Origin of the sequence: Microtetraspora malaysiensis, assembly GCF_001528665.1 — a bacterium.
GTDB lineage: Bacteria > Actinomycetota > Actinomycetes > Streptosporangiales > Streptosporangiaceae > Microtetraspora_A > Microtetraspora_A malaysiensis.
In genome coordinates this window covers 121251-145851 of record NZ_BBYJ01000021.1, presented here as the reverse complement: position 1 = coordinate 145851, position 24601 = coordinate 121251, and the positions used below count along the sequence as shown (strand labels likewise).

The 24601-nt window shown below is 71.0% G+C and carries 20 protein-coding genes; 11 read left to right on the top strand and 9 right to left on the bottom strand.

The features are described from left to right. The first annotated feature begins 21 nt into the window (after positions 1–21). Positions 22–1854 (top strand): acyl-CoA dehydrogenase, encoded by a 1833-nt coding sequence (locus AWQ71_RS26925; RefSeq protein ID WP_067137934.1) that lies wholly within the window; start codon positions 22–24, stop codon positions 1852–1854. A gap of 339 nt (positions 1855–2193) precedes the next feature. Continuing rightward, complete coding sequence (locus AWQ71_RS26920) at positions 2194–2418, top strand: hypothetical protein (protein WP_067137932.1); 225 nt, start codon at positions 2194–2196, stop codon at positions 2416–2418. Between the two features lie 22 nt (positions 2419–2440). Here the strand turns inward: AWQ71_RS26920 and AWQ71_RS26915 are convergent, their stop codons facing one another. The 4 genes from AWQ71_RS26915 to pdhA all read right to left on the bottom strand — a co-directional run bounded on the left by AWQ71_RS26915 (position 2441) and on the right by pdhA (position 6520). Further along, positions 2441–2734 (bottom strand): Dabb family protein, encoded by a 294-nt coding sequence (locus AWQ71_RS26915; RefSeq protein ID WP_067137930.1) that lies wholly within the window; start codon positions 2732–2734, stop codon positions 2441–2443. 321 nt (positions 2735–3055) lie between these two features. After that, positions 3056–4417 carry a dihydrolipoamide acetyltransferase family protein gene (locus tag AWQ71_RS26910; RefSeq protein WP_067137928.1) on the bottom strand — a complete coding sequence of 454 codons (1362 nt, stop codon included), beginning with the start codon at positions 4415–4417 and terminating at the stop codon, positions 3056–3058. A gap of 16 nt (positions 4418–4433) precedes the next feature. Further along, positions 4434–5408: an alpha-ketoacid dehydrogenase subunit beta gene (locus AWQ71_RS26905; RefSeq protein WP_067137924.1), complete on the bottom strand. Its 975-nt coding sequence runs from the start codon at positions 5406–5408 to the stop codon at positions 4434–4436. Further along, a complete protein-coding gene (pdhA, locus tag AWQ71_RS26900) occupies positions 5405–6520 on the bottom strand; it encodes a pyruvate dehydrogenase (acetyl-transferring) E1 component subunit alpha (protein ID WP_067137922.1) in 1116 nt (371 codons plus the stop codon). The genes AWQ71_RS26905 and pdhA overlap by 4 nt, the downstream gene beginning before the upstream one ends. A 483-nt stretch (positions 6521–7003) precedes the next feature. Between pdhA and purS the strand changes: the two genes are divergently transcribed. The 4 genes from purS to purL all read left to right on the top strand — a co-directional run bounded on the left by purS (position 7004) and on the right by purL (position 10963). Then, positions 7004–7249 (top strand): phosphoribosylformylglycinamidine synthase subunit PurS, encoded by a 246-nt coding sequence (gene purS, locus AWQ71_RS26895; RefSeq protein WP_067137920.1) that lies wholly within the window; start codon positions 7004–7006, stop codon positions 7247–7249. Between the two features lie 122 nt (positions 7250–7371). Beyond that, positions 7372–7848, top strand: coding sequence for an ATP-binding protein (locus AWQ71_RS26890; protein ID WP_245658482.1), 477 nt, complete (start codon positions 7372–7374; stop codon positions 7846–7848). A gap of 158 nt (positions 7849–8006) precedes the next feature. Further along, positions 8007–8690 (top strand): phosphoribosylformylglycinamidine synthase subunit PurQ, encoded by a 684-nt coding sequence (gene purQ, locus AWQ71_RS26885; RefSeq protein ID WP_067137918.1) that lies wholly within the window; start codon positions 8007–8009, stop codon positions 8688–8690. Further along, on the top strand, positions 8687–10963 hold the full coding sequence (gene purL / locus AWQ71_RS26880) for a phosphoribosylformylglycinamidine synthase subunit PurL (RefSeq protein ID WP_067137916.1): 2277 nt from the start codon (positions 8687–8689) through the stop codon (positions 10961–10963). Before purQ ends, purL begins: the two co-directional genes overlap by 4 nt. A gap of 6 nt (positions 10964–10969) precedes the next feature. Here purL and AWQ71_RS26875 read toward each other — a convergent pair whose 3' ends face one another. Both AWQ71_RS26875 and AWQ71_RS26870 read right to left on the bottom strand, forming a co-directional pair. After that, positions 10970–12040: a tellurite resistance/C4-dicarboxylate transporter family protein gene (locus AWQ71_RS26875; protein WP_067137914.1), complete on the bottom strand. Its 1071-nt coding sequence runs from the start codon at positions 12038–12040 to the stop codon at positions 10970–10972. A 217-nt stretch (positions 12041–12257) separates the two neighbouring features. Then, entirely contained in the window at positions 12258–14360 is a 2103-nt protein-coding gene (locus AWQ71_RS26870) for a M6 family metalloprotease domain-containing protein (protein ID WP_245658481.1), read from the bottom strand. 105 nt (positions 14361–14465) lie between these two features. Here AWQ71_RS26870 and AWQ71_RS26865 point away from each other — a divergent pair, with 105 nt between their 5' ends. Then, positions 14466–15632, top strand: coding sequence for a PucR family transcriptional regulator (locus tag AWQ71_RS26865; protein WP_067137912.1), 1167 nt, complete (start codon positions 14466–14468; stop codon positions 15630–15632). Between the two features lie 99 nt (positions 15633–15731). Here AWQ71_RS26865 and AWQ71_RS44475 read toward each other — a convergent pair whose 3' ends face one another. Together AWQ71_RS44475 and AWQ71_RS26855 are read right to left on the bottom strand one after the other, a co-directional pair. Next, a complete protein-coding gene (locus AWQ71_RS44475; protein ID WP_218001974.1) occupies positions 15732–16595 on the bottom strand; it encodes a collagen-like domain-containing protein in 864 nt (287 codons plus the stop codon). 257 nt (positions 16596–16852) lie between these two features. Then, positions 16853–17542 carry a TetR family transcriptional regulator gene (locus tag AWQ71_RS26855; protein WP_067137909.1) on the bottom strand — a complete coding sequence of 230 codons (690 nt, stop codon included), beginning with the start codon at positions 17540–17542 and terminating at the stop codon, positions 16853–16855. Positions 17543–17623: 81 nt separating this feature from the next. On the opposite strand from AWQ71_RS26855, the gene AWQ71_RS26850 reads away from it, so the two are divergent. After that, the gene (locus tag AWQ71_RS26850) at positions 17624–19039 is read left to right on the top strand and encodes an MFS transporter (RefSeq protein WP_084259325.1); all 1416 of its coding nucleotides are present in this window, start codon (positions 17624–17626) and stop codon (positions 19037–19039) included. A gap of 52 nt (positions 19040–19091) precedes the next feature. Further along, positions 19092–19532 carry a sterol carrier family protein gene (locus tag AWQ71_RS26845; RefSeq protein WP_067137908.1) on the top strand — a complete coding sequence of 147 codons (441 nt, stop codon included), beginning with the start codon at positions 19092–19094 and terminating at the stop codon, positions 19530–19532. Between the two features lie 73 nt (positions 19533–19605). On the opposite strand, the gene AWQ71_RS26840 is transcribed toward AWQ71_RS26845, so the two are convergent. After that, the gene (locus AWQ71_RS26840; RefSeq protein WP_067137907.1) at positions 19606–21867 is read right to left on the bottom strand and encodes a DUF4190 domain-containing protein; all 2262 of its coding nucleotides are present in this window, start codon (positions 21865–21867) and stop codon (positions 19606–19608) included. 163 nt (positions 21868–22030) lie between these two features. Between AWQ71_RS26840 and purF the strand changes: the two genes are divergently transcribed. Both purF and purM read left to right on the top strand, forming a co-directional pair. Continuing rightward, positions 22031–23467, top strand: coding sequence for an amidophosphoribosyltransferase (purF, locus tag AWQ71_RS26835; RefSeq protein ID WP_067137905.1), 1437 nt, complete (start codon positions 22031–22033; stop codon positions 23465–23467). A 43-nt stretch (positions 23468–23510) separates the two neighbouring features. Continuing rightward, the gene (gene purM / locus AWQ71_RS26830) at positions 23511–24536 is read left to right on the top strand and encodes a phosphoribosylformylglycinamidine cyclo-ligase (protein WP_067137903.1); all 1026 of its coding nucleotides are present in this window, start codon (positions 23511–23513) and stop codon (positions 24534–24536) included. Positions 24537–24601: the final 65 nt, after the last annotated feature.

The window sequence follows — 24601 nt, the reverse complement described above, 5'->3', positions numbered from 1 at the left end:
TGGTTTCGAGGAGCGCACGAGATGGGCCACTACAAGAGCAACATCCGCGACCTGGAGTTCAACCTGTTCGAGGTGTTCGGGCGCGGGGAGATCCTCGGCGGCGGCCCGTTCCAGGACATCGACGAGGACACCGCCCGCAGCATCCTGGACGAGGTGAACCGGCTGGCCACCGGCCCGCTCGCCGAGTCCTTCGAGGACGCCGACCGGCACCCGCCGGTGTTCGACCCGGCCACGCACACCGTCACGATGCCCGAGAGCTTCAAGAAGTCGTACCAGGCGTGGGTCGACGCCGAGTGGTGGCGGATGGAGCTGCAGCCCGAGCTCGGCGGCACGCCCGCCCCGCGCAGCCTCGTGTGGTCAGTGGCCGAGCTGGTGCTCGGCGCCAACCCCGCCGTCTGGATGTTCGGCAGCGGCCCGGCGTTCGCCCGGCTGGTGTTCGAGCTGGGCACCGAGGACCAGAAGCGGTTCGCCGAGCTGGCCGTTGAGCGCAACTGGGGCTCGACGATGGTGCTGACCGAGCCGGACGCCGGCTCCGACGTGGGCGCCGGCCGGACCAAGGCCGTACGGCAGGAGGACGGCACCTGGCACATCGAGGGCGTCAAGCGCTTCATCACCAGCGCCGAGCACGACATGGCGGAGAACATCTTCCACCTCGTGCTGGCCCGCCCCGAGGGCCACGGCCCCGGCACCAAGGGCCTGTCGATGTTCCTCGTGCCGAAGTACCTGGTCGATCTCGAGACCGGCGAGCTGCGCGAGCGCAACGGCGCGTACGTCACCAACGTCGAGAAGAAGATGGGCCTCAAGGTGTCCACCACCTGCGAGCTCACCTTCGGCGAGAAGCACCCGGCCGTCGGCTACCTCGTCGGCGACGTCCACGACGGCATCCGCCAGATGTTCATGGTGATCGAGCACGCCCGGATGATGGTCGGCACCAAGGCCATCGCGACGCTGTCCACCGGCTACCTGAACGCGCTCGACTACGCGAAGAACCGCGTTCAGGGCTCCGACCTGAGCCGGTCCGCCGACAAGACCGCCCCGCGCGTCACCATCACCCACCACCCGGACGTCCGCCGCGAGCTGATGCTGCAGAAGTCGTACGCCGAGGCCATGCGGGCGCTGGTGATCTACACGGCGACCTTCCAGGACGCCGTCCAGATCGCCGAGGCCGAGGGGCGCAGGGACGAGGTCGCCGAGGCGATGAACGACCTGCTGCTGCCCATCGTCAAGGGCGTCGGCTCCGAGCGGTCGTACGAGCTGCTCGCCCGCTCGCTCCAGACGCTCGGCGGCTCCGGCTTCCTGCAGGACTACCCGATCGAGCAGTACATCCGCGACGCGAAGATCGACTCGCTGTACGAGGGCACGACGGCGATCCAGGGCCAGGACCTGTTCTTCCGGAAGGTGCTCAAGAACCAGGGTGTCGCCCTCGGCTCGCTGCTCGGCGAGGTCGTCACGTTCGTGGGATCCGAGGCGGGCAACGGCCGGCTGAAGGCCGAGCGGGCGCTGCTCGGCGAGGCCGCGGGCGAGGTCAAGGCCATGGCCGACACGATGGCGGGCTGGGCGATCGCGTCGCTCGAGTCGCCGAAGGAGGTCTACAAGGTCGGCCTCAACACCACCCGGTTCCTGATGTCGCTGGGCGACGTGGTCCTGGCCTGGCTGCTGCTGCGCCAGGCGGAGATCGCGCTCGCGGCCCTCGGCGCCGAGGCGCCGGACGCGGCCGACACCGCCTTCTACACCGGCAAGGTGGCCGCCGCGACGTTCTTCGCGCAGACCGTCCTGCCCCGGGTCGCCGCCGAGCGCCGGGTGCTCGACGCCACGCCCCAGGACGTCATGGAGCTGCCGGAGGAGGCCTTCTAGCCGTACCGGCTCCGAACCCGGCGATCGCGCGGCTCCCTTGAGAGGGGGGCGCGCGATCGCCGCGTTTCCGGGTCGCGCGGCTACCCACCGAGTCAGCTTCTCGGCCGTAATAACAGACCAGAGAGCCGTTCCCCGGCATACCGGGTGCGTTCAGTCCCGCCACCGCAACACGAACCGCAACAACGAAACCACGAAGAGTGAAGCCATTCCTCTCGGGCGTGAACGCCCGAGGTTCCTGGCTGGATGGCGCTGAAGCCGGGCCGCGCTCAAGAATTTTCGATCAGCCGAAGCCGGGTATGACCGTGACATACGCGTTGTTTACTGTCCGGAGGTTCGGCGATGGGTATCGGGGTCAGCCTCTTCTTTCTCACGATCGGGGCGATCCTCAAGTTCGCCATCGACCCCGATGTGCTCGGAAAAGCCGTGCACATCGATGTGATCGGCGTGATCTTCATGATCGTCGGGGGCGTGGGGCTGCTTCTCAGCGTCATCCTCGGCTCCCGCCGAGGCACCACCTCGGACAGCCACCTGATGGAACACGAGAATCACCCGCCCAGGCCCTGAGCCGGGCCCGCGCCGTCCAGGGTCAGACGGTGTACTGCACGGCGGCGCGGGACGCGAGGATCGGCTTGATGTGCTCGGCGATGATCGACAGGTGCGTCGGGTGGTCCCGGTAGGCCAGGTAGTCCTCGACGGTGTCGAAGTCCGCGACCACGGCGAACTCGTGGTTGCCCGGGTTGATGCCCGCGTCGGCGCCGACGGCGTAGCTCCTGATCTGCGGGATGATCCCCGGCAGGGTGTTCAGCCGCGCGGCCACCTCCGCCTTCTGCTCGGCGGTGGCGTCCTCGGTCCAGGTGAACAGCACGACGTGCCGGATCATGGTCGTTCCCTTCGCGGTGTGACTGCGAGAGGAAGCCTAGACCGCGGCCGCCGAATGGGTCTGTCCTCGGATGAGCCGGTGCCGCGCGACGGGGCCGACCAGGGGGCTGGGTGACAAGCGGCCCCGCCGCGCAGGTTCGCGATGGCGCCCGGGACGGCATCCGATCCGCGCCGATCCCGTCCTCCCGGGCGCCTGTGGCAAACGCTAGGCCGCCCTGCTTGGGGCCGACTGGTCTCGATCTTGGAGACGACTTGGGGGCGGCCCCGCCGACGCGGGACCGCCCCCTCACACGTTCCGTGACCCCTCACGGGATCGCGGCGATCACCCCCAGGCCAGCATGCGCAGCGGGTCCTCCAGCATGGCGCCCACGTCCCGGAGGACGTAGGAGCCCTGCTCACCGTCGATCACACGGTGGTCGAACGACAGCGCAAGCGTGGCGACCTTGCGGACCGCGAGCTGGCCGTCCACCACCCACGGCATGTCGCGGATCTGGCCGATCGCCAGGATCGCCACCTCGCCGGGGTTGATGATCGGCGTGCCCGCGTCCACCCCGAACACGCCCACGTTGGTGATCGTGATCGTTCCGCCGGTCAGCTCGGCGGGCGTGCACTTCCCGGCCCGCGCCCGCTCGGTCAGCTCGGTCAGCGCCCGGGCCAGCTCGGGCAGGGACATCGCGTGCGCGTCCTTGATCTTGGGCACGATCAGCCCGCGTTCGGTGGCCGCGGCGATGCCGAGGTTCACGTACCGCTTGACGATGATCTCCTCATCGGTCCACGCGGCGTTCGCGATCGGGTACCGCTTCACGGCCGTGAGCAGCGCCTTGGCCACCAGGAGCAGGGGCGAGACCTTCACCCCGGCGAAGTCCGGCAGCTCGCGCATCCGGCGGACGGCCTCCATCGTCCCGGTGACGTCCACCTGGAGCCACTCCGTGACGTGCGGCGCGGAGAACGCGCTGGCCACCATGGCCTGCGCGGTCGCCTTGCGCACACCCTTCACCGGGATGCGCTCCTCCCCGCCCGCCGGTACGGCTGCCGCCGGGTACGGCACCGCCACGGGCGCGGCGACGGCGGCCTGGACGTCGTCGCGGGTGATCGACCCCTGCGGGCCGGTGCCCACCACCGTGGACAGGTCGACCCCGAGGTCCTTGGCGAGCTTGCGCACCGGCGGCTTGGCCAGCACCGAGACCCGGCCACCCTGCCGGGGGACGGCAGGGGCCGGTGTCTGAGGCTGCGCCGGCACGGGGGCGGGCGCCGGCGCGGACACCGGCGGCGTCGGCGCGACGGGGGCGGCGGCCGGCTGCTTGCGGGGGCGGCGCGTCGTCGTGCTGGGCATGACGCCGTACCCGACCAGCACCGGCTCGCGCTCCGGCTTGGGCGTCGGTCCGCCGACCATCCCCGGCTCCACCGCGCCCTCAACCGGCGGGATCGACTCCCCCGGCTCCTCGGCGCCGTCCTCCACCGAGATGATCGGCGTGCCGACCTCGACGGTCTGCCCCTCGGACACCATCAGCGCGGACACGGTGCCCTCGTACGGGCACGGCAGCTCCACCACGGCCTTGGCCGTCTCGATCTCGACGATCGTCTGGTTGATCTTGACGGTGTCCCCGGCGGCCACGTGCCACTTGACGATCTCGGCCTCGGTCAGCCCCTCGCCCACGTCGGGAAGCTTGAACTCACGCAACATGAGGATCCTCCCTTTCCTAGTAGGCGAAGACGCGGTCCACCGCGTCGAGCACGCGGTCGAGGTCGGGCAGGTAGTGGTCCTCAAGGCGGGACGGCGGGTAGGGCGTGGAGAAGCCGCCGACACGCAGCACCGGGGCCTCCAGGTTGTAGAAGCAGTGCTCGGTGATCCGCGCCGCCAGCTCCGCGCCGAAGCCGCTGAAGACCGGCGCCTCGTGAACAACCACGCAACGGCCGGTCCGCGTCACGGACTCGACGAGCACGTCCAGGTCGAGCGGGTTGAGCGAGCGCAGGTCGATCACCTCGACGTTGCGGCCCTCCTCCTCCGCCGCGGCCGCGGCGGAGAGACAGGTCTTCACCATCGGCCCGTACGCGAGCAGCGTCACATCCGAGCCCTGCCGTACGGTCCTGGCCCGGTCGAGGGGCAGGCCGGGAGCGGCGAGGTCCACCTCGGCCTTGTCCCAGTAACGGCGCTTGGGCTCGAAGAAGATGATCGGGTCGTCGCAGCGGACCGCGTCCTGGATCATCGTGTAGGCGTCGGCCGGGTTGGAGCAGGCCATCACGCGCAGGCCGGCGGTGTGCGTGAAGTACGCCTCGGGCGACTCGGAGTGGTGCTCCACCGCGCCGATGCCGCCACCGCAGGGGATGCGGACGACGACGGGCAGCTTGATCGCGCCGAGCGAGCGGAGCGGCATCTTGGCGAGCTGCGTGATGATCTGGTCGGCGGCGGGGAACACGAAGCCGTCGAACTGGATCTCGCACACCGGGCGGTAGCCGCGCAGCGCCAGCCCGATGGCGGTGCCGATGATGCCCGACTCGGCGAGCGGGGTGTCGATGACACGGTCCTCGCCGAACTCCTTCTGCAGCCCGTCGGTGACGCGGAAGACGCCGCCGAGCTTGCCGACGTCCTCACCCATCACGAGGACCTTGGAGTCCTCCTCCATGGCGCGGCGCAGGCCCTCGTTGACCGCCTTGGCCAGGGTCAGTGTGGTCATCGGCCGGTCCCCGTCTCAGTGCCGTTCTCGAAGCTCGCCAGGTATGCCAGGTACTGCTCCCGCTCCTTGTCCACCATGGCGTGCGGGCCGCTGTACACGTGGTCGAACATCGCCTCGGGTCCGGGGTCGGGCAGTTCGAGGCAGCGCCGGCGCACGTCCTTGCCGAGCGCGTCGGCCTCGGCGTCGACCTTCTCGAAGAACTCCTGGTCGGCGAGCTGGTTCTTGAACAGGTACGCCTTGACCCGCTCGATCGGGTCCTTCAGCTTCCACGCCTCCAGCTCGCCCGCGACCCGGTAGCGGGTGGGGTCGTCGGAGGTGGTGTGCGCGCCCATCCGGTACGTGAACGCCTCGATCAGGGTCGGCCCCAGGCCGTTGCGGGCGTCCGCGAGCGCCTTGCGGGTCACCGCGAGGCAGGCGAACACGTCGTTGCCGTCCACGCGGATGCCGGGGAACCCGAAGCCGGAGGCGCGCTTGTACAACGGGATGCGCGTCTGCTTCTCCAACGGCTCGGAGATCGCCCACTGGTTGTTCTGACAGAAGAACACCACCGGGGCGTTGAACACCGACGCCCAGATGAACGACTCGTTCACGTCGCCCTGGGAGGTGGCGCCGTCGCCGAAGTAGACGATCGTGGCGGACTCGGCGCCGTCGCGCTGGGCGCCCATGGCGTATCCCACCCCGTGCAGCGTCTGGGAGCCGATGACGATCGTGTAGAGGTGGAAGTTGTGCTCGTACGGGTCCCAGCCGCCGTGGTTGACGCCGCGGAACATGCCGAGCAGCTTCACCGGGTCGACGTCGCGGCACCAGGCCACAGCGTGCTCGCGATAGGTGGGGAACGCCATGTCGGCGTCGGTCAGGGCCCGGCCGGAGCCGATCTGCGCGGCCTCCTGGCCGAGCAGCGAGGCCCAGAGTCCGAGCTCGCCCTGCCGCTGGAGGGCGACGGCCTCCAGGTCGATGCGCCGCACCAGGACCAGGTCCCGGTAGAGCGAGCGCACCTCCTCGGCGGTCAGCTCGATGTCGTAGTCGGGGTGCTCGACTCGTTCGCCTTCCGGCGTGAGCAGTTGGATGAGCTCCGGGGGTGCGTCGGCACCGCGAGGGGCTTCGGCTGTCACGTGCCACTCCTGTGCGTTCTAGGGCCGCGCGCGTGTGGGGTCGCCACCCGAGTACGGCCGGGTCCTCACGCGGTCGGCGTCCATGGTGTGAATACCGGCCGCGTATGCGGACATCGTGGCAGAGGCCACTGCCCGCCGCGCAAGCCCCTTCTCGACGCCCACCCTTCCACGTTCCCCGAACCCCTTGGGCGAACCATGGTCATCAGCTGGGCCCGAGAGGAACTCAGCCTCAGTCGGCGCGGTACACAACCAGGCCGTCGATCATAGTCAGCCAGGCTTCGGCCCCGGCCGGCTCGTCCGGCATGCGCGAGAGCGGCATGCGGATCGCGTCGCGGAGGCCCGCCGCGCGTCTCACCGGCACCTGCCGGAGCTGTGGCTCGCGCTTTCCCTGGAGGAGATGATCCCTCCGGGCCGCCGGGAACGATCCCCGCTCCTGCGGATACCCTTGACCGCGACATCGGACATCAGCCCAGGAGGACACCAGTGGCGCGCGTCATCGTCGACGTCATGCTCAAGCCGGAGATTCTCGACCCCCAGGGCCAGGCGATCGCCCGCGCGCTGCCCCGGCTGGGCTTCTCGGGCGTCCACGACGTACGGCAGGGCAAGCGGTTCGAGGTGGAGATCGAGGGCGAGGCCGACGAGGCCGCGCTCGCCGAGGTCCGGAAGATGGCCGAAACCCTTTTGGCCAACACGGTGATCGAGGATTTCACCGTGCGTGTGGAGCGGTAAAACCGCACATTCCACACCTCAAAAAGCCGACAAAGCACCTAAGACGTAACATTGGCGCGACCACTGAATAACAGGCGCGTCATTTTGCGGTTAGCCCGGATTCCTCGGGGAAGCCTCTCACGGTGACCTTCAACACCGGGAGGGGTCCGGTGGACATCGAGTTCTCACTGGCTTTACCACGGGATGCGATCGGCATTCCCCTGGTCCGCCGGGTGCTCGGCGACGCGCTGCGTTCGCTGGGTGTGACCGAGAGCTGCGTGTCCGACATTCTCCTGGCGACCTCGGAGGCCTGCGCCAACGCCGTACGGCACGGCGGTCCCGCCGATCGTTACCGGGTGACCGCGGCCATCGGCGCGGGCCGCTGCGAGGTGCGGATCATCGACTGCGGCCACGGGCTCAACGCCATCCCCCGGCAATACCCGCCGGGAGACGCCGAGCACGGCCGGGGCATCCTGATCATGCAGTCGGTCGTGGACGAGATCTCCTTCGACATCACGCCGGGCCGCGGCACCACGGTCCGGCTGACCAAGGAGCTCGCCTGGGACGAGGACGCCGTCTCCCGCTTCCTCACCCTGGACCGCCAGCTCGCCACCGTCTGACCCCCGCACACTCCTCCGCGTGGAGATCGACCGCCCTCAGATAGGGCGGTTTTGGGTTCACCCGATAACCTGAGGCGTACCGCCACAGACCGCCGCCCATGAATGAGGCGGTGGCGTGGCGCGCCCATGCCTTGGAGGGTAACCGTGGGGGACCTGTCATGAACGCTGCCCGAGTGGGCGTCGTCACCTTTCCCGGAACACTCGACGACCAGGACGCGGCCCGCGCCGTTCGGCTCACGGGAGCCGACCCGGTGCCGCTCTGGCACGCCGACCACGACCTCAAGGGGGTGGACGCGGTCTTCCTCCCCGGCGGGTTCTCCTACGGCGACTACCTGCGCTGCGGGGCGATCTCCCGGTTCTCGCCGCTGATGGACGAGCTGATCCCGGCCGCCCGCGCGGGCCTGCCGGTCCTCGGCACCTGCAACGGCTTCCAGATCCTCTGCGAGGCGCACCTGCTGCCCGGCGCGCTGACTCGCAACGAGGGCCTCCACTACATCTGCCGCGACCAGGGCATCCGGGTGGAGAACGCGGACACCGCCTGGACGTCCGACTTCGCGACCGGCCAGGAGATCGTGCTACCGATCAAGCACGGCGAGGGCCGCTACGTCGCGGACGCGGAGACCCTCGCCGCCCTGGAGCGCGACGGCCGGGTCGTGTTCCGCTACGTCGGGGGCAACCCCAACGGCTCGCTCAACGACATCGCGGGCATCACGAACGAGGCCGGGAACGTCGTCGGCCTCATGCCCCACCCCGAGCACGCCGTCGAGGAGCTGACCGGCGCCCCCAGCGTGGACGGCCGGAGCTTCTTCACGTCCATCCTCAAGAGGCTGGTGAACGCATGAGGAGTGGTGAGCGACCGATGAGTCTTGACTCCGTGAAGCGGGCCGCCGACACGCCCGACGAGCCGATGCCGTACGCCGAGCTGGGCATGAAGGACGACGAGTACCGGCGGGTGTGCGACATCCTCGGCCGTCGGCCGACCGGCTCCGAGCTCGCGATCTACTCGGTGATGTGGAGCGAGCACTGCTCGTACAAGTCGTCCAAGGTGCACCTGCGCCAGTTCGCCACCAAGGCGCCGAAGTCGGACGCCCTGCTGGTCGGCATGGGGGAGAACGCCGGCGTCGTGGACATCGGCGACGGCTGGGCCGCGACCTTCAAGATCGAGTCGCACAACCACCCGTCGTACGTGGAGCCGCACCAGGGCGCGGCCACCGGCGTCGGCGGCATCGTCCGCGACATCATGTCGATGGGCGCCCGGCCGATCGCGGTCATGGACGCGCTGCGCTTCGGCGGCGCCGACCAGCAGGACACGCGGCGGGTGCTTCCGGGCGTCGTCGAGGGCATCAGCCACTACGGCAACTGCCTCGGCCTGCCCAACATCGGCGGCGAGGTCGTCTTCGACCCCTGCTATATCGGCAACCCCCTCGTGAACGCGCTCTGCGTGGGCCTGCTGCGCAAGGACCAGATCAAGCTCGCCACCGCCCCCGGCCCGGGGAACAAGGTCGTGCTGTTCGGCGCGCGCACCGGGGCCGACGGCATCGGCGGGGCGTCCGTGCTGGCGTCCGCGACCTTCGAGGACGAGTCGCAGGCCAAGCGGCCCGCCGTCCAGGTCGGCGACCCGTTCATGGAGAAGCTGCTCATCGAGTGCTGCCTGGAGCTCTACCAGGCCGACGTGGTCGTGGGCATCCAGGACCTCGGCGCGGCCGGCGTCTCGTGCGCGACGACCGAGCTGGCCGCCAAGGGCACCGGCGGCATGACCGTGGACCTCAACCTCGTCCCGCTGCGTGACCCGACGCTGCGGCCCGAGGAGATCCTGATGAGCGAGTCGCAGGAACGCATGATGGCCGTCGTCACGCCGGAGGACATCCCGGCGTTCATGGCCGTCTGCGAGAAGTGGGACGTGCCCGCGACCGTCATCGGCGAGGTCACCGACACCGGCAGGCTCGTCATGACCTGGGACGGCGAGGTGATCGTCGACATCCCGCCGGGCACCGCCGCCGACGAGGGCCCCGTCTACGAGCGCCCCTTCCACGAGCCGGCCGGCCAGTCCGCGCTCAACGCCGACGGCCCGGAACGGCTGCCGCGCCCCGAGGACCTGCGCGAGACGCTGCTGCGGCTGCTCGGCTCGCCGAACCTCGGGTCCAAGGAGTGGGTGACCTCCCAGTACGACCGGTACGTCCGGGGCAACACCGTCCTCGCGCAGCCCGCCGACTCCGGCATGCTGCGCATCTCCGAGGTCATGCCCGGCGCCGAGGAGACCACCCGCGGCGTCGCGCTGGCGACGGACGGGAACGGCCGCTACGCCCGGCTCGACCCGTACGCCGGGGCGCAGCTCGCGCTCGCCGAGGCGTACCGGAACGTGGCGGTGACGGGCGCGGCCCCGCTGGCCGTGACGAACTGCCTCAACTTCGGCTCGCCGGAGGACCCCGAGGTGATGTGGCAGTTCGCCGAGGCCGTGCGCGGCCTCGCGGACGCCTGCAAGACGCTCGGCGTGCCGGTGACCGGCGGGAACGTGTCGTTCTACAACCAGACCGGTTCGACGGCGATCCACCCGACTCCGGTCGTGGGCGTCCTCGGCGTGATCGAGGACGTGGCCACGCGGGTCAGGTCCGGGTTCACCGCCGAAGGGCTGCGCGTGGTGCTGCTCGGCGACACGCGCGACGAGTTCGGCGGGTCGGAGTGGGCGCACGTGGCGCACGGCCACCTGGGCGGGCTGCCGCCGGCCGTCGATCTGGAGGCCGAGCGCGCCCTCGCGTCCGTGCTCGTCGAGGCGGCCCGTGACGGCCTGCTTGAGGGCTCGCACGACCTGTCCGACGGCGGCCTCGCCATCGCCCTCACCGAGGCGTGCCTCGCCCAGGGCGTCGGCGCGACCGTGTCGCTGCCCGGCGACGACGCGTTCGTCGACCTGTTCAGCGAGTCGGCGTCCCGCGCCCTGGTCTGCGTACGGCCGGAGGCGTTCGAGGCGCTGGCCGAGCTGTGCGGCCGGTACGAGGTCCCCTGCTACGGCCTCGGCACGACCGGCGGCGCGTCGCTCGCCGTCGAGGGCGTCTTCGAGATCCCGGTCGCGGAGCTGCGGGAGACGCACGCCGCGCCGCTGCCCGCGATCTTCGGCTGATCTGTGTCATCCGCCGGGGCCCGGGTGGCCCCGGCGGAGGCCGCACTCCTCCGCGAGACGGCCCAGCAGGGCGACGAACCCGAGCAGCCACGCCGCGAACGCGATCCACACCTGGACGTTCCCGATCCCGACGAGGATGGGGATCTCGGCGACCGTGCCGAGGCTGTGGCACGCCGCGGCGTACATGCCGAGGGGGAAGACGATGCTCCACAATCCCGGCTCGTAGCTGAGCGGGACCCGGTGCCGCACGTGCCGCCACCAGCCGACGAGGATGAGCGCGGGATAGAGCCACGTGCCGAAGGCCCAGAAGATCAACGAGACGTGCGGCGTGAAGAAGCGGGTCCCGAGGCCCCCGGGCGCCGACGTCATGATCGCGATCTGGGCTCCGGCGACCGTGCTGATCGCGGTGGCGCCCATCGCCACCCAGTACGGCGGGGTGAGATCGCCCGGCCGGACCGCGTAAACCGTCAACCGCAGCGCGACACAGATCGCGACCAGGCCGTAGATGCAGACGGAGACGGCCCAGAAGACGAGCGCGAGCAGCGCGAGCACGTCCCGCCCGGGGCCCGCCGTCCGTTCCAGCGTCGCCGCCAGCACGGCCACGGACTGGCCGCCGACCACCCAGATGAACCAGCTTCCCTCCGCCCCGCCGAGCGGCTCCTGACCCCTGCGGCTGAGCACCACCGCCCACGGCACGGCATAGCCGAGGAGGATCCAGGACAGCATGCCCACGGCGAGGAGCGCCGTCGCCGTGGAGCCGTGGCCGTCCAGGGCGAGCCGGGTGCCGAGCACGTTCGTCCCGGCGGTGAACGTGAAGAATCCGAACCCCCGGTGCAGGTCGTGCAGGTCGTGCCGGATCTTGCGGGGGAACGCCGCGACCCGCCACACGGTGAGGGCGAGGAGGACGACGTAGCCGGCGGCCGCCACCCACATCAGCGCCGCGGACAACGCGGGCATCCCTATGGTGCGCAGGTCGATCGAGATGATGCCGGTCGCCATGACCAGGGCGAAATAGGCCGGATGGAGATCGTGTGCGGCACGGCGCAGCGTTTCCCCGGCTTCCGACGGACGCGTCACGTACCCTGCCCCCCTCCGCTCCCCGCCGGATCACGACGCGGCGCGGACCGGCACGCGGGTCATTTCGGGCATACCCCCCGCCGCCCCGTCCTCCTCCCGGCGACGACCAACCCGTACCGGCCGCCGCCGCAAACATTCCCCACCCTTGAGAGCCCGTCTTCGGCGGGTGCGGAAAGGCGCTCCGGACAGGGTCCGGGAGCGCCTTCCCGTGCGTGTGTCAGAGGCCGACGACGTTGCAGGTGGCGGTCATGGTCTTGGAGGGGTCGCTCTCGGAGGTGGCCGTGAGCTTGACGATGGCGTGCTTGCTGCCGCCGCCCGCGCGCTGGGCGTGGACGGTGACGAACTCGTGCTTGCCGAACTCGACGGCCGCCAGCGCGTTCGGCGTGATGGTGGTCCAGCCGGCGCCCTCGACCTCCGCCTTCAGTCGGTAGACGTCACTGCCGAGGTACGCGTTGACGTCCTGCGAGTTCCCACCCTGAGCCGCCTTGCCGGTGTTGAACAGGGGGAACCGGCAGGTGGACACGCCCTTCTGGGCCGCGGGGACGCCGGCGCCCGGCACGAGCTTGACGCCGCGCTTCTGCGGGCCCGCGCCGTCCAGCGAGCGGATCGCGACCGTGTAGGACAGGGTCCCCTTGGCGTCGCGGCGCACGTCGACGACGTAGAAGTGCAGCCGGTTGGCCTGGTCGACGAATTCGTACTGGCTGCCGGAGTCGGTGCCCGCGTGGAAGAGGGCGTCGGAGAGCTGGCGGTAGTCGCCGATCGTGATCGGGACCTTGGTGCCGTCCGGCAGGACGTAGTCGGTCATCCCGATGTCCTGCGGGTTGGCGTCGATCACCCACTCGAACGGCGCGCTGTCCTGGTTCTTCGTCTTGGCCAGGAGCACCCCGGAGTCGGGGGTGAAGGAGTCGGTGCCCATCCGGTCCACGACTTCGATCGTGTAGTTGTCGTAGTTGCCGCCGTCACACAGCGGGTTGGTCCGCGTGTCACATGATCCGGTGGACTTGTCGCCGGTGTCGAAGGAGACGTTGACGCCCGCCAGGCCGTTCTTGCCCGGCTCTACGGCACGGGCCGTGACGTCGGCGACGACGAGACCGGAGTCGCGCAGCGTCTCCCGCGACAGGCGCAGGACGTTCCGCTCGTCCACCATCTGCAGCTTGATCTTGTTGCGCAGCATGTGCTGGGCGCCCATGGACGCGCCCGCCGTGGGCGGGATCAGCCAGCGGCTGTGCGGGCCGCCGGGGCCGTTGAAGCTGCCGCGGCTGAGCATCTCCCAGATGCCGGTGTACGCCCGGCGCATCGGCGTGCCGTACGGGTTGTTGTAGTTGTCGGCGATGCCCATGATGTGGCTCAGTTCGTGGGCGTAGACGCCCATGCCGGAGCTCTCGGTCTGGACCGAGTCGACGCCGAAGCGCGCGTTCGGCCAGAACGTGGATCCCGCGGCCCAGGAGGTCCACTCCACGTACCGGGTCGCGGACCAGTTCGGCAGGTTCGGGTCCGGCGGGCCGAACTCGTCGGTGACGTCCTCCTTGGTGGGGAACTTCATCATGCCGAACTCCTGCCAGGTCGACGACTCGTCCTGGCCGGCGCTGACGTAGAAGACGAAGTCGAACTCGTCGGCCACCTCCTGGCCGACGTCGGCGAGCCAGGCGGCGTTGCCGTCGGTGCGCAGGTTCTTGTTGCAGGTGTCGCCCGCCGGGCACGCGTCGCGCTGGTACTCCATCCCGTACTCGTGCGACTTGCCGGGCATGGTGTACGGGCCGAAGCCCTTCAGCTCGACCCCGTAGCGTCCGCCGGAATCCTCCATCCAGTACTCGTGGATGGTGTGCCCCTTGTTGAGCGCGTTGGGGGTGTTGAGGAAGTCCTGGTAGAACTGGGCGACCTGGTCGCGCGGGACGTCGTGGGCCTCGGCGCTGGGGTTGCCGAAGACCGTGGACCCCTTGGGCTGGGTGACGACGAACGGCTGGTTCGGGTAGTCGAGCAGGACCAGCGCTCCCTTGAAGGTGCGCGCCGACCCCTTCTTGCCGGGATCGGCCCAGTCGGAGCCGGGGATCTTCTTGTAGTCCGCCCACGTCATGTGGTCGGGGTTCGTCCAGTTCTGGGGGTCGATCGGCGCGACCACGCGCGAGGCGCGGCCGCGCAGGACCTGCGCCTCGTCGGGCTGGTCACGCTGCCAGGGCTGGGTCTGGGGCCAGTGGTCACGCCGCCAGGGATGCTCAGGATCTTGGGAAGGATCTGCGGACGCGGGCGTCGCCGCAAGTGCCGCCGGAACCACAACAATGGCCGCGAACAGGCACTGAAGCAGCTTTCTGGGGGCTTTCACGATTCAAGACGCTATATACGACCTTGACGCAGATCATCGGTCACATGTAGGGAAGACCAACGGGCACCCGTCCGACAGATGTTGGAATGCCCAGATGGAGGTCGGGTGGCGGATCTGCAGCGCATCGTGGACGAACTCTCCCTGCGCCTCAATCGCCCGCTGCTGCTGGAAGACGGCCGCCAACGCGTGGTCGCGTACAGCGAGCAGGACGGGCCGATGGACGATGTCCGGCGGGATTCGATCCTGCGCCGCCACACCACACCGGAGGTGCGCGCGTTCCTCCGTACGGCCGGCATCCACGATGCCAACGGCCCCCTGCGCACGCCCGGCGCCCCCGAGCTCGGGCTGCTGCCGCGGATCTGCGTCCCCGTACGGCACGAGGGCCGGCCGCTCGGCTTCCTCTGGTTCATCGACATCGATCCCTCCATGGCGGAGCCGGAGATCGCGGTCGCGGCGGCGGCCGCGCCGGTGCTGGCCCTCGTCCTCTTCCACGAGAGCCTGGCCGCCGGCCTGGCCTCGCGCCGGGAGCTCGATGCGATCAGAGGGCTGCTGCGCGGGGAGGCCGACGCCGCCAGGACGCTGATCGAGGCGGGCGCCTTCCCGCACGCCTCCCCCGTCACGGTGGCGGTCGCCAAGCCCGTCACCGCCGACACCGGCGAGACGCTGCGGCTGACGCTGGAGCGCGGGCTGCTGGCCGTACGGCGGCGGCTGGCCGGGCACCACCCCCTCCACCTGGTGCGCTACGACCACGCCGTGCTGCTCACCGCGGGCACCGCCTCCTTCCCCGACGAGATGCGGGCGGCGCTGGGCACGCCGGTCCTGGTCGGGATCGGGGCTCCCCGCCCCTCGCTCGCGCACGCCGTCGAGTCGTACGAGGAGGCGCTGCACGCCGCGGAGGTCGCGGCGAAGGTGCCGGAGCTCGGGCGCTCGGCGGAGTGGGACCGGCTCGGCGTCTACCGGCTGCTCACCCGGGTCCCCCACGACAACCTCCACCCGGGACTGGAGCGGCTGCTCGACGACGTCCAGCACCGGCCGCTCCTGGAGACGCTGGAGACCTACCTCGACCTGGCCGGCAACGCCCAGGCCACCTCACGCCGCCTGCGCCTGCACCGGACGTCCCTGTACTACCGGCTGCAGCGGGTCGAGGAGCTGGCGGAGACCGATCTCAGAGACGGCGTGGAGCGGCTGAGCCTGCACCTCAGCCTCAAGCTGGCCCGGCTGTCCGGGCGCTACCACCCCTCGTCCGTGCCGTCCCCCGGAGGTACCGGCTGATCCGCGGCGAAAGATCCTTCCCGAACCCTGCCTGGAAGGATCTTTCGCGTTCTTCACACGGCGGCGGAGCCACGACTCCGCCACCGCTCCTCAGTCACGCTAGACGCAGACGGCGTATGCGATGCCCTCGGCGTTCTTACCGGAGATCTTCCAGCCGCTCAGCGTGCTGCCGGAGGGAGCGCTCTCGTAGATCTGGCCGGAGGCGCTGCCACTCGCGATCGTGAAGCCGCCGCCCGTGGCGACCTTCCCCGTGGGGCAGGAAACGCTCTTGGAGCCACCCTGTCCGCCGAACTCGAAGCTCCCGGTCACGACCGTGGGCTTGACCGAGCCGCCGGTGCCGGGGTCGCCCTTCGGGCCCTGCGGACCCTGCTTGCCCTGCTCGCCCTGAGGGCCGGCCGGGCCGCGGTCGCCCTTCTCGCCCTTCGCGCCGGGCGCGCCGTCCTTGCCGTCCTGACCCTTCGGACCCTGCGCACCGGTGGCGCCGGCGTCACCCTTGGGACCCTGCTGGCCGGCGGGGCCGCGCTCGCCCTTGGCGCCGGGCGCGCCGTCCTTGCCGTTGCTGCCGTCCTTGCCGTCCTGGCCCTTCGGGCCCTGCGGACCGGTGGCGCCGGTGTCACCCTTGGGGCCCTGCGGGCCGACGGGGCCGCGCTCGCCCTGAAGGCCGCGCGGGCCCTGCGGACCCTGTGGGCCGGTCGCGCCGGTGCCGCCGATGCCGGTCGCTCCGGCCGCTCCGGGGGTCCCGGCCTGGTTCCAGTAGATCTTGTATTCGGTGGGCTTGCAGGTGGTCGTCGCGTTGACGATGCGCACGTAGCCCGACTTCTTGTTCACGCAGCCGTAGATGACCTTGGCGGCGGTGGAGGCGGAGGAGGCGGTCGCCATGCCGCCCACCGCAAACAGAGACCCGGCGAGAACGCCGACCGACAGAACACCGATCGTGCGCCCGCCCGGCAACTTGATAGCCACGGAGACGTCCCTTTCTCAAGCAAGAGCGAGTGCTGAACACTCTGGGTGCTCAAGGGACGTTTCGAACGTTCCACAGGATTACCGATCAAAGATCACAAGTCCATCTCTTGCATCATTGATCAGCCTTTTTCCGCCTAGACGCATGTCGGGCGCGCTCGGCCGCCGGGCCGGCCCGTACGCGCTGACGCCCGGCGGGCAGGCAGCGCTCGCCGCGGTGTTCTCCGCGCCGGCCCGTGCGCCGCGCGCCCCACGCGACGTCAGCCTGCCGGGCCGACCGCCGTTCCCGCCTCGCCCCGGCGGGCGGCCATCGCCTCGACGCCGCCGATCAGCAGGTCGAGCCCGAACGTGTAGTAGCGCTCGACGTCGACCTCGTCCAGCGTCTTGGCGTACTCGACGATGCACGGGTACCGGTCGGCGGGCAGGGATTCGAGGGCCAGCCGCTTCTGCCGCTGCCACTCGGCGGCTTCCTCCGGCGGCACGGAGGGCGGCACGCCCGGCTCCTGGTCGACCAGGGTCATCGCGCCGTGCAGCAGGTACGTCGAGATCAGGTGCCCCTCCTGGAGGGTGAACCCCGCCTGGCGGAGCAGATCGAGGACCGTGTCCGTCGCCCGGGAGAAGCTCTCCACCGCGCCCTTCGTGACCACGCCGAACAGGCCGGGCAGGAACCGGTGCCGCCGCATCAGCCGGACCAGCGCCTCGACCATCACGTGCACCCGGACGTTCCACGACGCGCCGGGGTCGAACTCCGGCGTGACCTCCCTCAGCAGGTGATCGGCCAGGCAGTTCAGGAGCTGTTCCTTGTTCTTGACATGCCAGTACAGAGCCATCGGCGTGACGCCGAGCTCCTGTGCCAGACGCCGGATGGTGACCGCTTCCAGCCCCTCGGCGTCGGCGAGCAAAACGGCCCGCTCGACCAGGGACTCTCTGCTCAGCTTCTCGGATCCCACTTGACAACTATACGACGTACAAGGTCTCCTATGCACCGTACATGTACGCCGTACAGGTACTTCGTATAGGAAGGTCATTAAGTGCAGCGGAAGTGGTGGGCTCTGGTCGCGGTCGCACTCGCGACGTTCATGAGCTATCTCGACAACAACGTGGTGAACGTCGCGCTCCCGACGATCCAGCGCGACCTGGGGCTCACGATCTCCGGCCTGGAATGGATCGTCAGCGCGTACATCCTGGTGTTCGCCGGACTGCTGCTGGTCGGCGGACGGCTCGCGGACGTCTTCGGCGCCAGGACCGTCTTCTTCGCCGGGCTCGGCGTCTTCACCGTGGCCTCGGTCGCGGCCGGCCTGGCGGGCGGCCAGGAGACGCTGATTGCGGCCCGCGCGCTCCAGGGGGTCGGGGCGGCGCTGCTCACCCCGACCGCGCTCGCCCTGCTTTCCGCGATCTTTCCCGACCCGCGTGAGCGCGCCACCGCCGTGGGCGTCTGGAGCGCCGTGGGCGCCCTCGCGCTGGCCGTCGGCCCGCTCACCGGCGGCCTGCTCAGCGAGAACACCCACTGGGGGTGGATCTTCCTGATCAACCTGCCGATCGGCGCGGTGACCGCGGTCCTCGGCTTCCTGACGATCCGCGTGCCGAGGAAGGAACGGCGCCCCGGCGGGCTCGACCTGCCCGGTCTGACGTTCTCGGCGATCGCGCTGTCCGCCCTGACCTACGCGCTCATCGAGGGCGAGTCGCGTGGGTGGGGCTCGGCGCCGATCCTCGGCGCGTTCGGTGTGGCGGCGGCCGCCGCGGCCGCCTTCGCGATCACGGAGCTGCGCACCGCCCAGCCCATGATCGACCTCTCGCTCTTCCGCGAGCGGGTCTTCAGCGGCGGCCTGCTGTCGCAGGGCCTCTGGTCGTTCGGCGTGTTCGGCATCTACTTCTTCACCGCGATCTACCTGCAGAACGCCCTCGGGTTCACCCCGATGGAGGCGGGCGCGGCCTTTGTGCCGATGGCCCTGTTCATGGCGGTCATCGCGGCCACCTCGCCCCGGATCGCCGCGCGATTCGGCACCGCCCCCACGGTCGCCACCGGACTCGGCCTGATGGCCGTCTCCTTCGCCGGGCTGTCCGGCGGGAGCGAGAGCAGCGGCTATCTCGACCTGCTGCCCTGGTTCATGCTCTACGGCGCGGGCGCCGGACTGCTCGTGCCGCTGACCAACGTCATCCTGGGCGTCATGCCCGCCACCCGGGTCGGCGTGGCGTCCGGGGTCCTGAACGTCTCCCGTGAGGTGTTCGGACTGCTCGGCATCACGATCCTCGGGGCGGTCATGAGCAACCGGCAGAGCGCCCTCACGGGGCCGCCCATGCACACCTTCCTGGAGGCGTACCAGTTCACGCTGCTCATCGCCGCGGCGATCGTCCTGGTCGGCGTCCCGGTGAGCCTGTACGCGCTGCGCGCCCGCCGCGCCGAGCCCGCACCAGTCGAGACCCGCGTCGCCGAGCCCGTCGGTTGAACACCGTGACACCGCGAAAGCCCGTACGGCACGGTGCGGAGAGAATGGGCGGATGCCGCCACGCAGACCGGACCCGGTGAAGGTCCGCACCGCCCTCGACGCCCAGCTCGCCGCCCTTGGGGAGCCCCCGTTCACCGGGCCGGACACGGCGCTGCCCGCCGCCTGCGTCGCCGCCGTCCTTCGCGCGTACGACGGCGGCGGCGAGCCCCTGCGGGACGCCGCCCGTTTCGCCGTACGGCACCTGCTGGACGAGCTGGCCGCGCGGGCCCCGGGGCGGACCGTGGAGGTGCGGGTGCCGCCGTACGCGGCCGTGCAGTGCGTGGAGGGGCCGCGCCACACGCGCGGCACCCCTCCGAACGTCATCGAGACCGACCCGCGCACCTGGCTGGACCTGGCCACCGGCCGCGTCTCCTGGGAGTCCGCCCTGACGATGGGCCGCATCGCCGCGAGCGGATCACGCGCCGACCTGTCGGCCTACCTTCCGCTCCGCTGACGGAGACCGCGATAGCGCGCCACCTCACGACGATCCTCACGAGGCGGCGCGCTACCGGGACGGGACCGGCGGATCAGCGGGTGAGGCCCGACCCGCTCAGCTTCTCCTCGATGCAGCGCTGCGTGGACGCCTGCGTGGGATGCGTCCTGACGTCGAAGCACTCGCCGAGCTTGTTGGTCTGGAACCAGTTGTAGAACATGACACCGATCACGGCCGCGAGGACGAGCGTCAGGACGCTCAGGACGATGCCCGTGATCGCGCGGCCCTTGTGGGAGCCGACCGTGAGCGCGACGACGCCGAGGACGATGCCCGCGACCGCCGTGAGCGTGCCGACCCCGCAGAAGAACAGCAGGACGATGCTGACGATGCCGAGCACCATCGCGGCGGTGCCCAGGCCCTCGCCCCGCCGCCGCGGCTGCTGGTGATACGCCGCCTCACCCTGCCGCCCCGGCTCGCCCGGGTGGACGGGCCGGTCGCCGAACGGTGGCTGCCCGCCGCCGGCGGGTGGGGTCCGGCCGCCGAAACCCTCCGACGGCTCGCGCTCCTCAGGGTGCCGCGGAGGGGTGGGGAAGCGTTCGCCGTACTCGCCGGGACGGCCCCGGGGCTCCTCCGGCCCCTCCGTTCCCGAGTCCCTGCCGACGATGCGGATGTAGCCGTCGTCCTGTCCCCAGATGGGCGGCTCGGCCGGGTTCTCCGTCCTGAGTGCCGGAACGTGCCCGGTGGCCGGGACTCCTCCGGTCGCGGCCCCCTCACTCGCGTACGGCTCTCTCGGTGCGGGCCGTGCGCTCCAGACAGACCGGTCCTGGGCGCTCTGCCCGCCGGGGACGCCCAGGCGCTCCATCGGCCCCGTCGTCACGTCCGCGACCCCGAAGATTCCCGTCCCGGCGTCGCCGGATCCTTGTGCGGCGAACGCTCCCGAGCCGGGCCTGGACGAACCCGTGCCCCCTTGCGGCATCCCGCAGTGCTCACAGACGGCGCGCTCCACCGGGGCCGCCGCGGACGGCGGCACGGGCGTCGCGGCCGGGTCCGGGTTCTGGGGCGGGTACGGCGAAGCGGGCGGGAGCCCCCATCCGGTCGAAGGCGCCGACATGTCGGCCGGGTACGCGGTCGAGGGTTCGGCCGAGCCGTCGGCCCCGGCGCGCGGCAGGCCGGACACGTCCGCGCCCATGCCGTACCGGCCGTCGATGTACGGGTCGCCGGCGGGGCCGATCCGGAGATCGGGCCGCCCTTCCATCGGGGCGTCGGGCTGCCGGTCGGGGTGCGGGTCCGTCTGCCGGCCGCTCGCGGGCCCCGCGTACGGATCGTTCCATCCCCCCTGCGCCCCCGGCGGCTGCTCGTCGTACGGCCCGCCCGGCCGGCCCGGTGGCCCGCTCTGCGACGGGATCTGCGGCGGCATCTGGGCGGATCCGGCCGGCGAAGGAGATGCCTGCGGCGTCCCCTGCCCCGCGTACGGCGGGGCCTGCGGCGGCTGCGCGACATGGGCGGGCGGAACCTGCGACGGAACGGCCGTGGGCGGCAGGCTCGGCTGCTCCGGGGCCTCCGGCCCGCCGAACGCGCCGTACGCGGCGGCCTCGTGGCCGTTGTCCGGGCTGTAGCCCGCCGCTTCCGGGACTCCGTGCGTGCCGTACGGGGCGGCCTCGTGTCTGCCGTGCGCGCCGTACCCGTGAGCCTCCGGCCCGGCGCCGTACCGAGTCTCCGGCGCGCCGTACGCGGCCTCCGGCCCCGCGTGAGCGCCCTGACCTGCCGCCGCCTCGCCGTACGCGCCCGCGTCGCCCCGCGACCCGCCGTTCCCGGCGTGATCGCGCCGCCCCGTCGCGTCACTCGTGTCCGGACCGGCGACCCCCGGGTGCTGGGGCGCCGCAGGCGCGTACGGAGGCTCGTTCGCCAAGGGATCCTGGGCCGCCCATGCCTTGAGGCTCTCCCAGGTGGTCTCCGGCTCCGCCCAGGAGCGGTAGCCCGGGTCGGTGACGGCGAGATCGTCGGAGAACCCGCAGTCGGTCCAGTCGCTGAAGTCCGGCTCGCCCGCCTCGGTTCCCCGGCGGCTCAGGTCACCCCGCTCACGGCGGTCACTCGTGTCCCTTCCGAGAGGGTCGGCCGGCGGCCGGTGCTCCGCACGCGCCGGATCGCCGGCGGTTTCGCGGAAAGCTGAGCGGTTTTCTCCGGGGCGGACCGGGTCGGGCTCCCGGTATCCGGAGGGCTCCCACCAGGACCCCTCCAGATCGGGCTCGTCCCAGGAGTTCACCGGAAGGACCAGCCGCTGCTCGTCCGGACGGGTCTCGTTGTCGGGCCGCTGGTCACGCTGGGGCTCCCACGCGGGCTTGTCAGGTGTCGTCACGGTCGCTCTCCCGGACCAGAGTTGGGCATGCCGGAGACCCAAGGCTCTCCCGGAGGGTGTGGACGGAACCCGGACGACACGGCAAAGCCACGTCGATCGTTTCGCCGAGACTTTCCGTACCCGGGTGCGCGAGCAGGGAGAAGGCCGAAATAGACTCAAGCATGTGCGGAAAGGCGACGGCCGACTGAGCCATGACCTCGACTCCCTCGACCGCGCACCCAAGGACGCCTGCGGCGTCTTCGGTGTGTGGGCTCCCGGGGAGGATGTCTCCAAACTCACCTACTACGGGCTGTACGCGCTACAGCACCGCGGCCAGGAGTCCGCGGGCATCGCGGTCAGCGAAGGCAGCCGCATCCTCATCTACAAGGACATGGGCCTGGTCTCCCAGGTCTTCGACGAGTCGATCCTCGGGACGCTCCGCGGCCACATCGCGATCGGACACTGTCGCTACTCGACCACCGGGTCGAGCGTCTGGGAGAACGCGCAGCCCACGCTCAGCTCCACCGAACACGGCGGCCTCGCGCTCGCCCACAACGGCAACCTGATCAACACCGGTGAGCTCGCGCTCCGCCTCCCGCCGGACGCCATCCGCGCGACGACGGACACCGAGGTCCTGACGACGCTGCTCGCGCAGGACCGCTCGCAGTCCATCGAGGACGCGGCGGCCGAGCTGCTTCCCCAGGTCAAGGGCGCCTACTCCCTGGTCTGGATGAACGAGACGACCCTGTTCGCCGCCCGCGACCCGCAGGGCATCCGGCCGCTGGTTCTCGGCCGGCTCGAACGCGGCTGGGTGGTCGCCTCCGAGACCGCCGCGCTCGACATCGTCGGCGCGTCGTTCATCCGCGAGATCGAGCCCGGCGAGCTGCTGGTGATCGACGAGCGCGGAGTCCGGTCCCGCCGGTTCGCCGCCGCCCAGCCCAAGGGCTGTCTGTTCGAGTACGTCTACCTCGCCCGGCCGGACACGACCATCGCGGGACGCGGCGTGCAGGCGACCCGGGTCGAGGTGGGCCGCCAGCTCGCCCGGGAGCACCCGGTCGACGCCGACCTCGTCATCCCCACGCCCGAGTCCGGCACCCCCGCCGCCATCGGCTACGCCGAGCAGAGCGGCATCCCGTACGGCCAGGGCCTGGTGAAGAACTCCTACGTCGGCCGCACGTTCATCCAGCCGTCGCAGACGATCCGCCAGCTCGGCATCCGCCTCAAGCTCAACCCGCTGCGCGAGGTCATCCAGGGCAAGCGGCTGATCGTGGTGGACGACTCGATCGTGCGCGGCAACACCCAGCGGGCCATCGTCAAGATGCTGCGCGAGGCGGGCGCCACGGAGGTCCACGTGCGGATCTCCTCGCCGCCGGTCGCGTGGCCGTGCTTCTACGGCATCGACTTCGCCACCCGGGCCGAGCTGATCGCCGGGTCGCTGTCCGTCGAAGAGATCCGCGCCTCCCTTGGGGCCGACTCACTCGGATACATCTCCCTCGAAGGGCTGACCCGGGCGACCACGATCCCGGCCGATCGGCTCTGCCGTGCCTGCTTCACCGGCGAGTACCCCATCCCTGTCGACCAGGACCAGGTCGGCAAGTACGTCCTGGAAGGGCAGCTGTGACGGGTCGCACGGGCGACCGCGCACGACCGACGAAGGGGAGCACATGACCAGCTACGCCGCCGCGGGTGTGGACATCGAGGCCGGTGACCGGGCCGTCGAGCTGATGAAGTCCCGGGTGGCGCGCTCACGGCGGCCCGAGGTGGTGGACGACGCCAGCGGGTTCGCCGGGCTGTTCGACGCCTCGGCCTTCCTGCGCTACCGCCGCCCCCTGCTGGCGACCTCGACCGACGGCGTCGGCACCAAGGTGATGCTGGCGCAGCGGCTCGGCAAGCACGACACGATCGGCATCGACCTCGTGGGCATGGTCGTCGACGACCTCGTGGTGTGCGGGGCGGAGCCGCTGTTCATGACCGACTACATCGCCTGCGGCAAGGTGGTGCCCGAGCGCATCGCCGACATCGTCGGCGGTGTCGCGGAGGGGTGCCGGCTCGCGGGCTGCGCGCTCATCGGCGGCGAGACGGCCGAGCACCCGGGCGCCATGGGCCCCGACGAGTACGACCTGGCCGGTGCCGGCACGGGCGTCGTCGAGGCCGACGAACTGCTCGGGCCTGATCGGGTACGGCCCGGCGACGTGGTGCTGGCCCTGGCCTCCAGCGGGATCCACTCCAACGGATACTCCCTGGTCAGGCATGTAATCAAGACCGCCGGCCTGGACCTTGAGCGGGAGCTCCCCGAGCTGTCCCGCACGCTCGGCGAGGAGCTGCTCGAACCCACCCGCATCTACTCGCTCGACTGCCTCGCGCTGATCCGCGAGGTCGAGGTGCACGCCTTCGCGCACATCACCGGCGGCGGCCTCACCGCCAACCTGGCCCGCTCCCTGCCCGGCACGGTCGACGCCCTGCTGGACCGGGGGTCCTGGACCCCGCCCGCGATCTTCGAGGTGCTCGCCGGGCACGGCGGCGTCCCGCAGTCCGAGATGGACCGGACGTTCAACCTCGGCGTGGGGATGTGCGCCGTCGTCCCCGCGGACCAGGCCGACCGCGCGCTGGCCCTGCTCGACGGGCGCGGTGTGCCCGCCTGGGTGCTCGGCGAGGTCGTCCCCGGCACGGGCGTGGCGCGCTACCGCTGATCCCGGCGATCACGGGCCGGCCGACGGCCGGCCCGGACGCCAAAAGGCGCCCCGGCTGGGCCGGG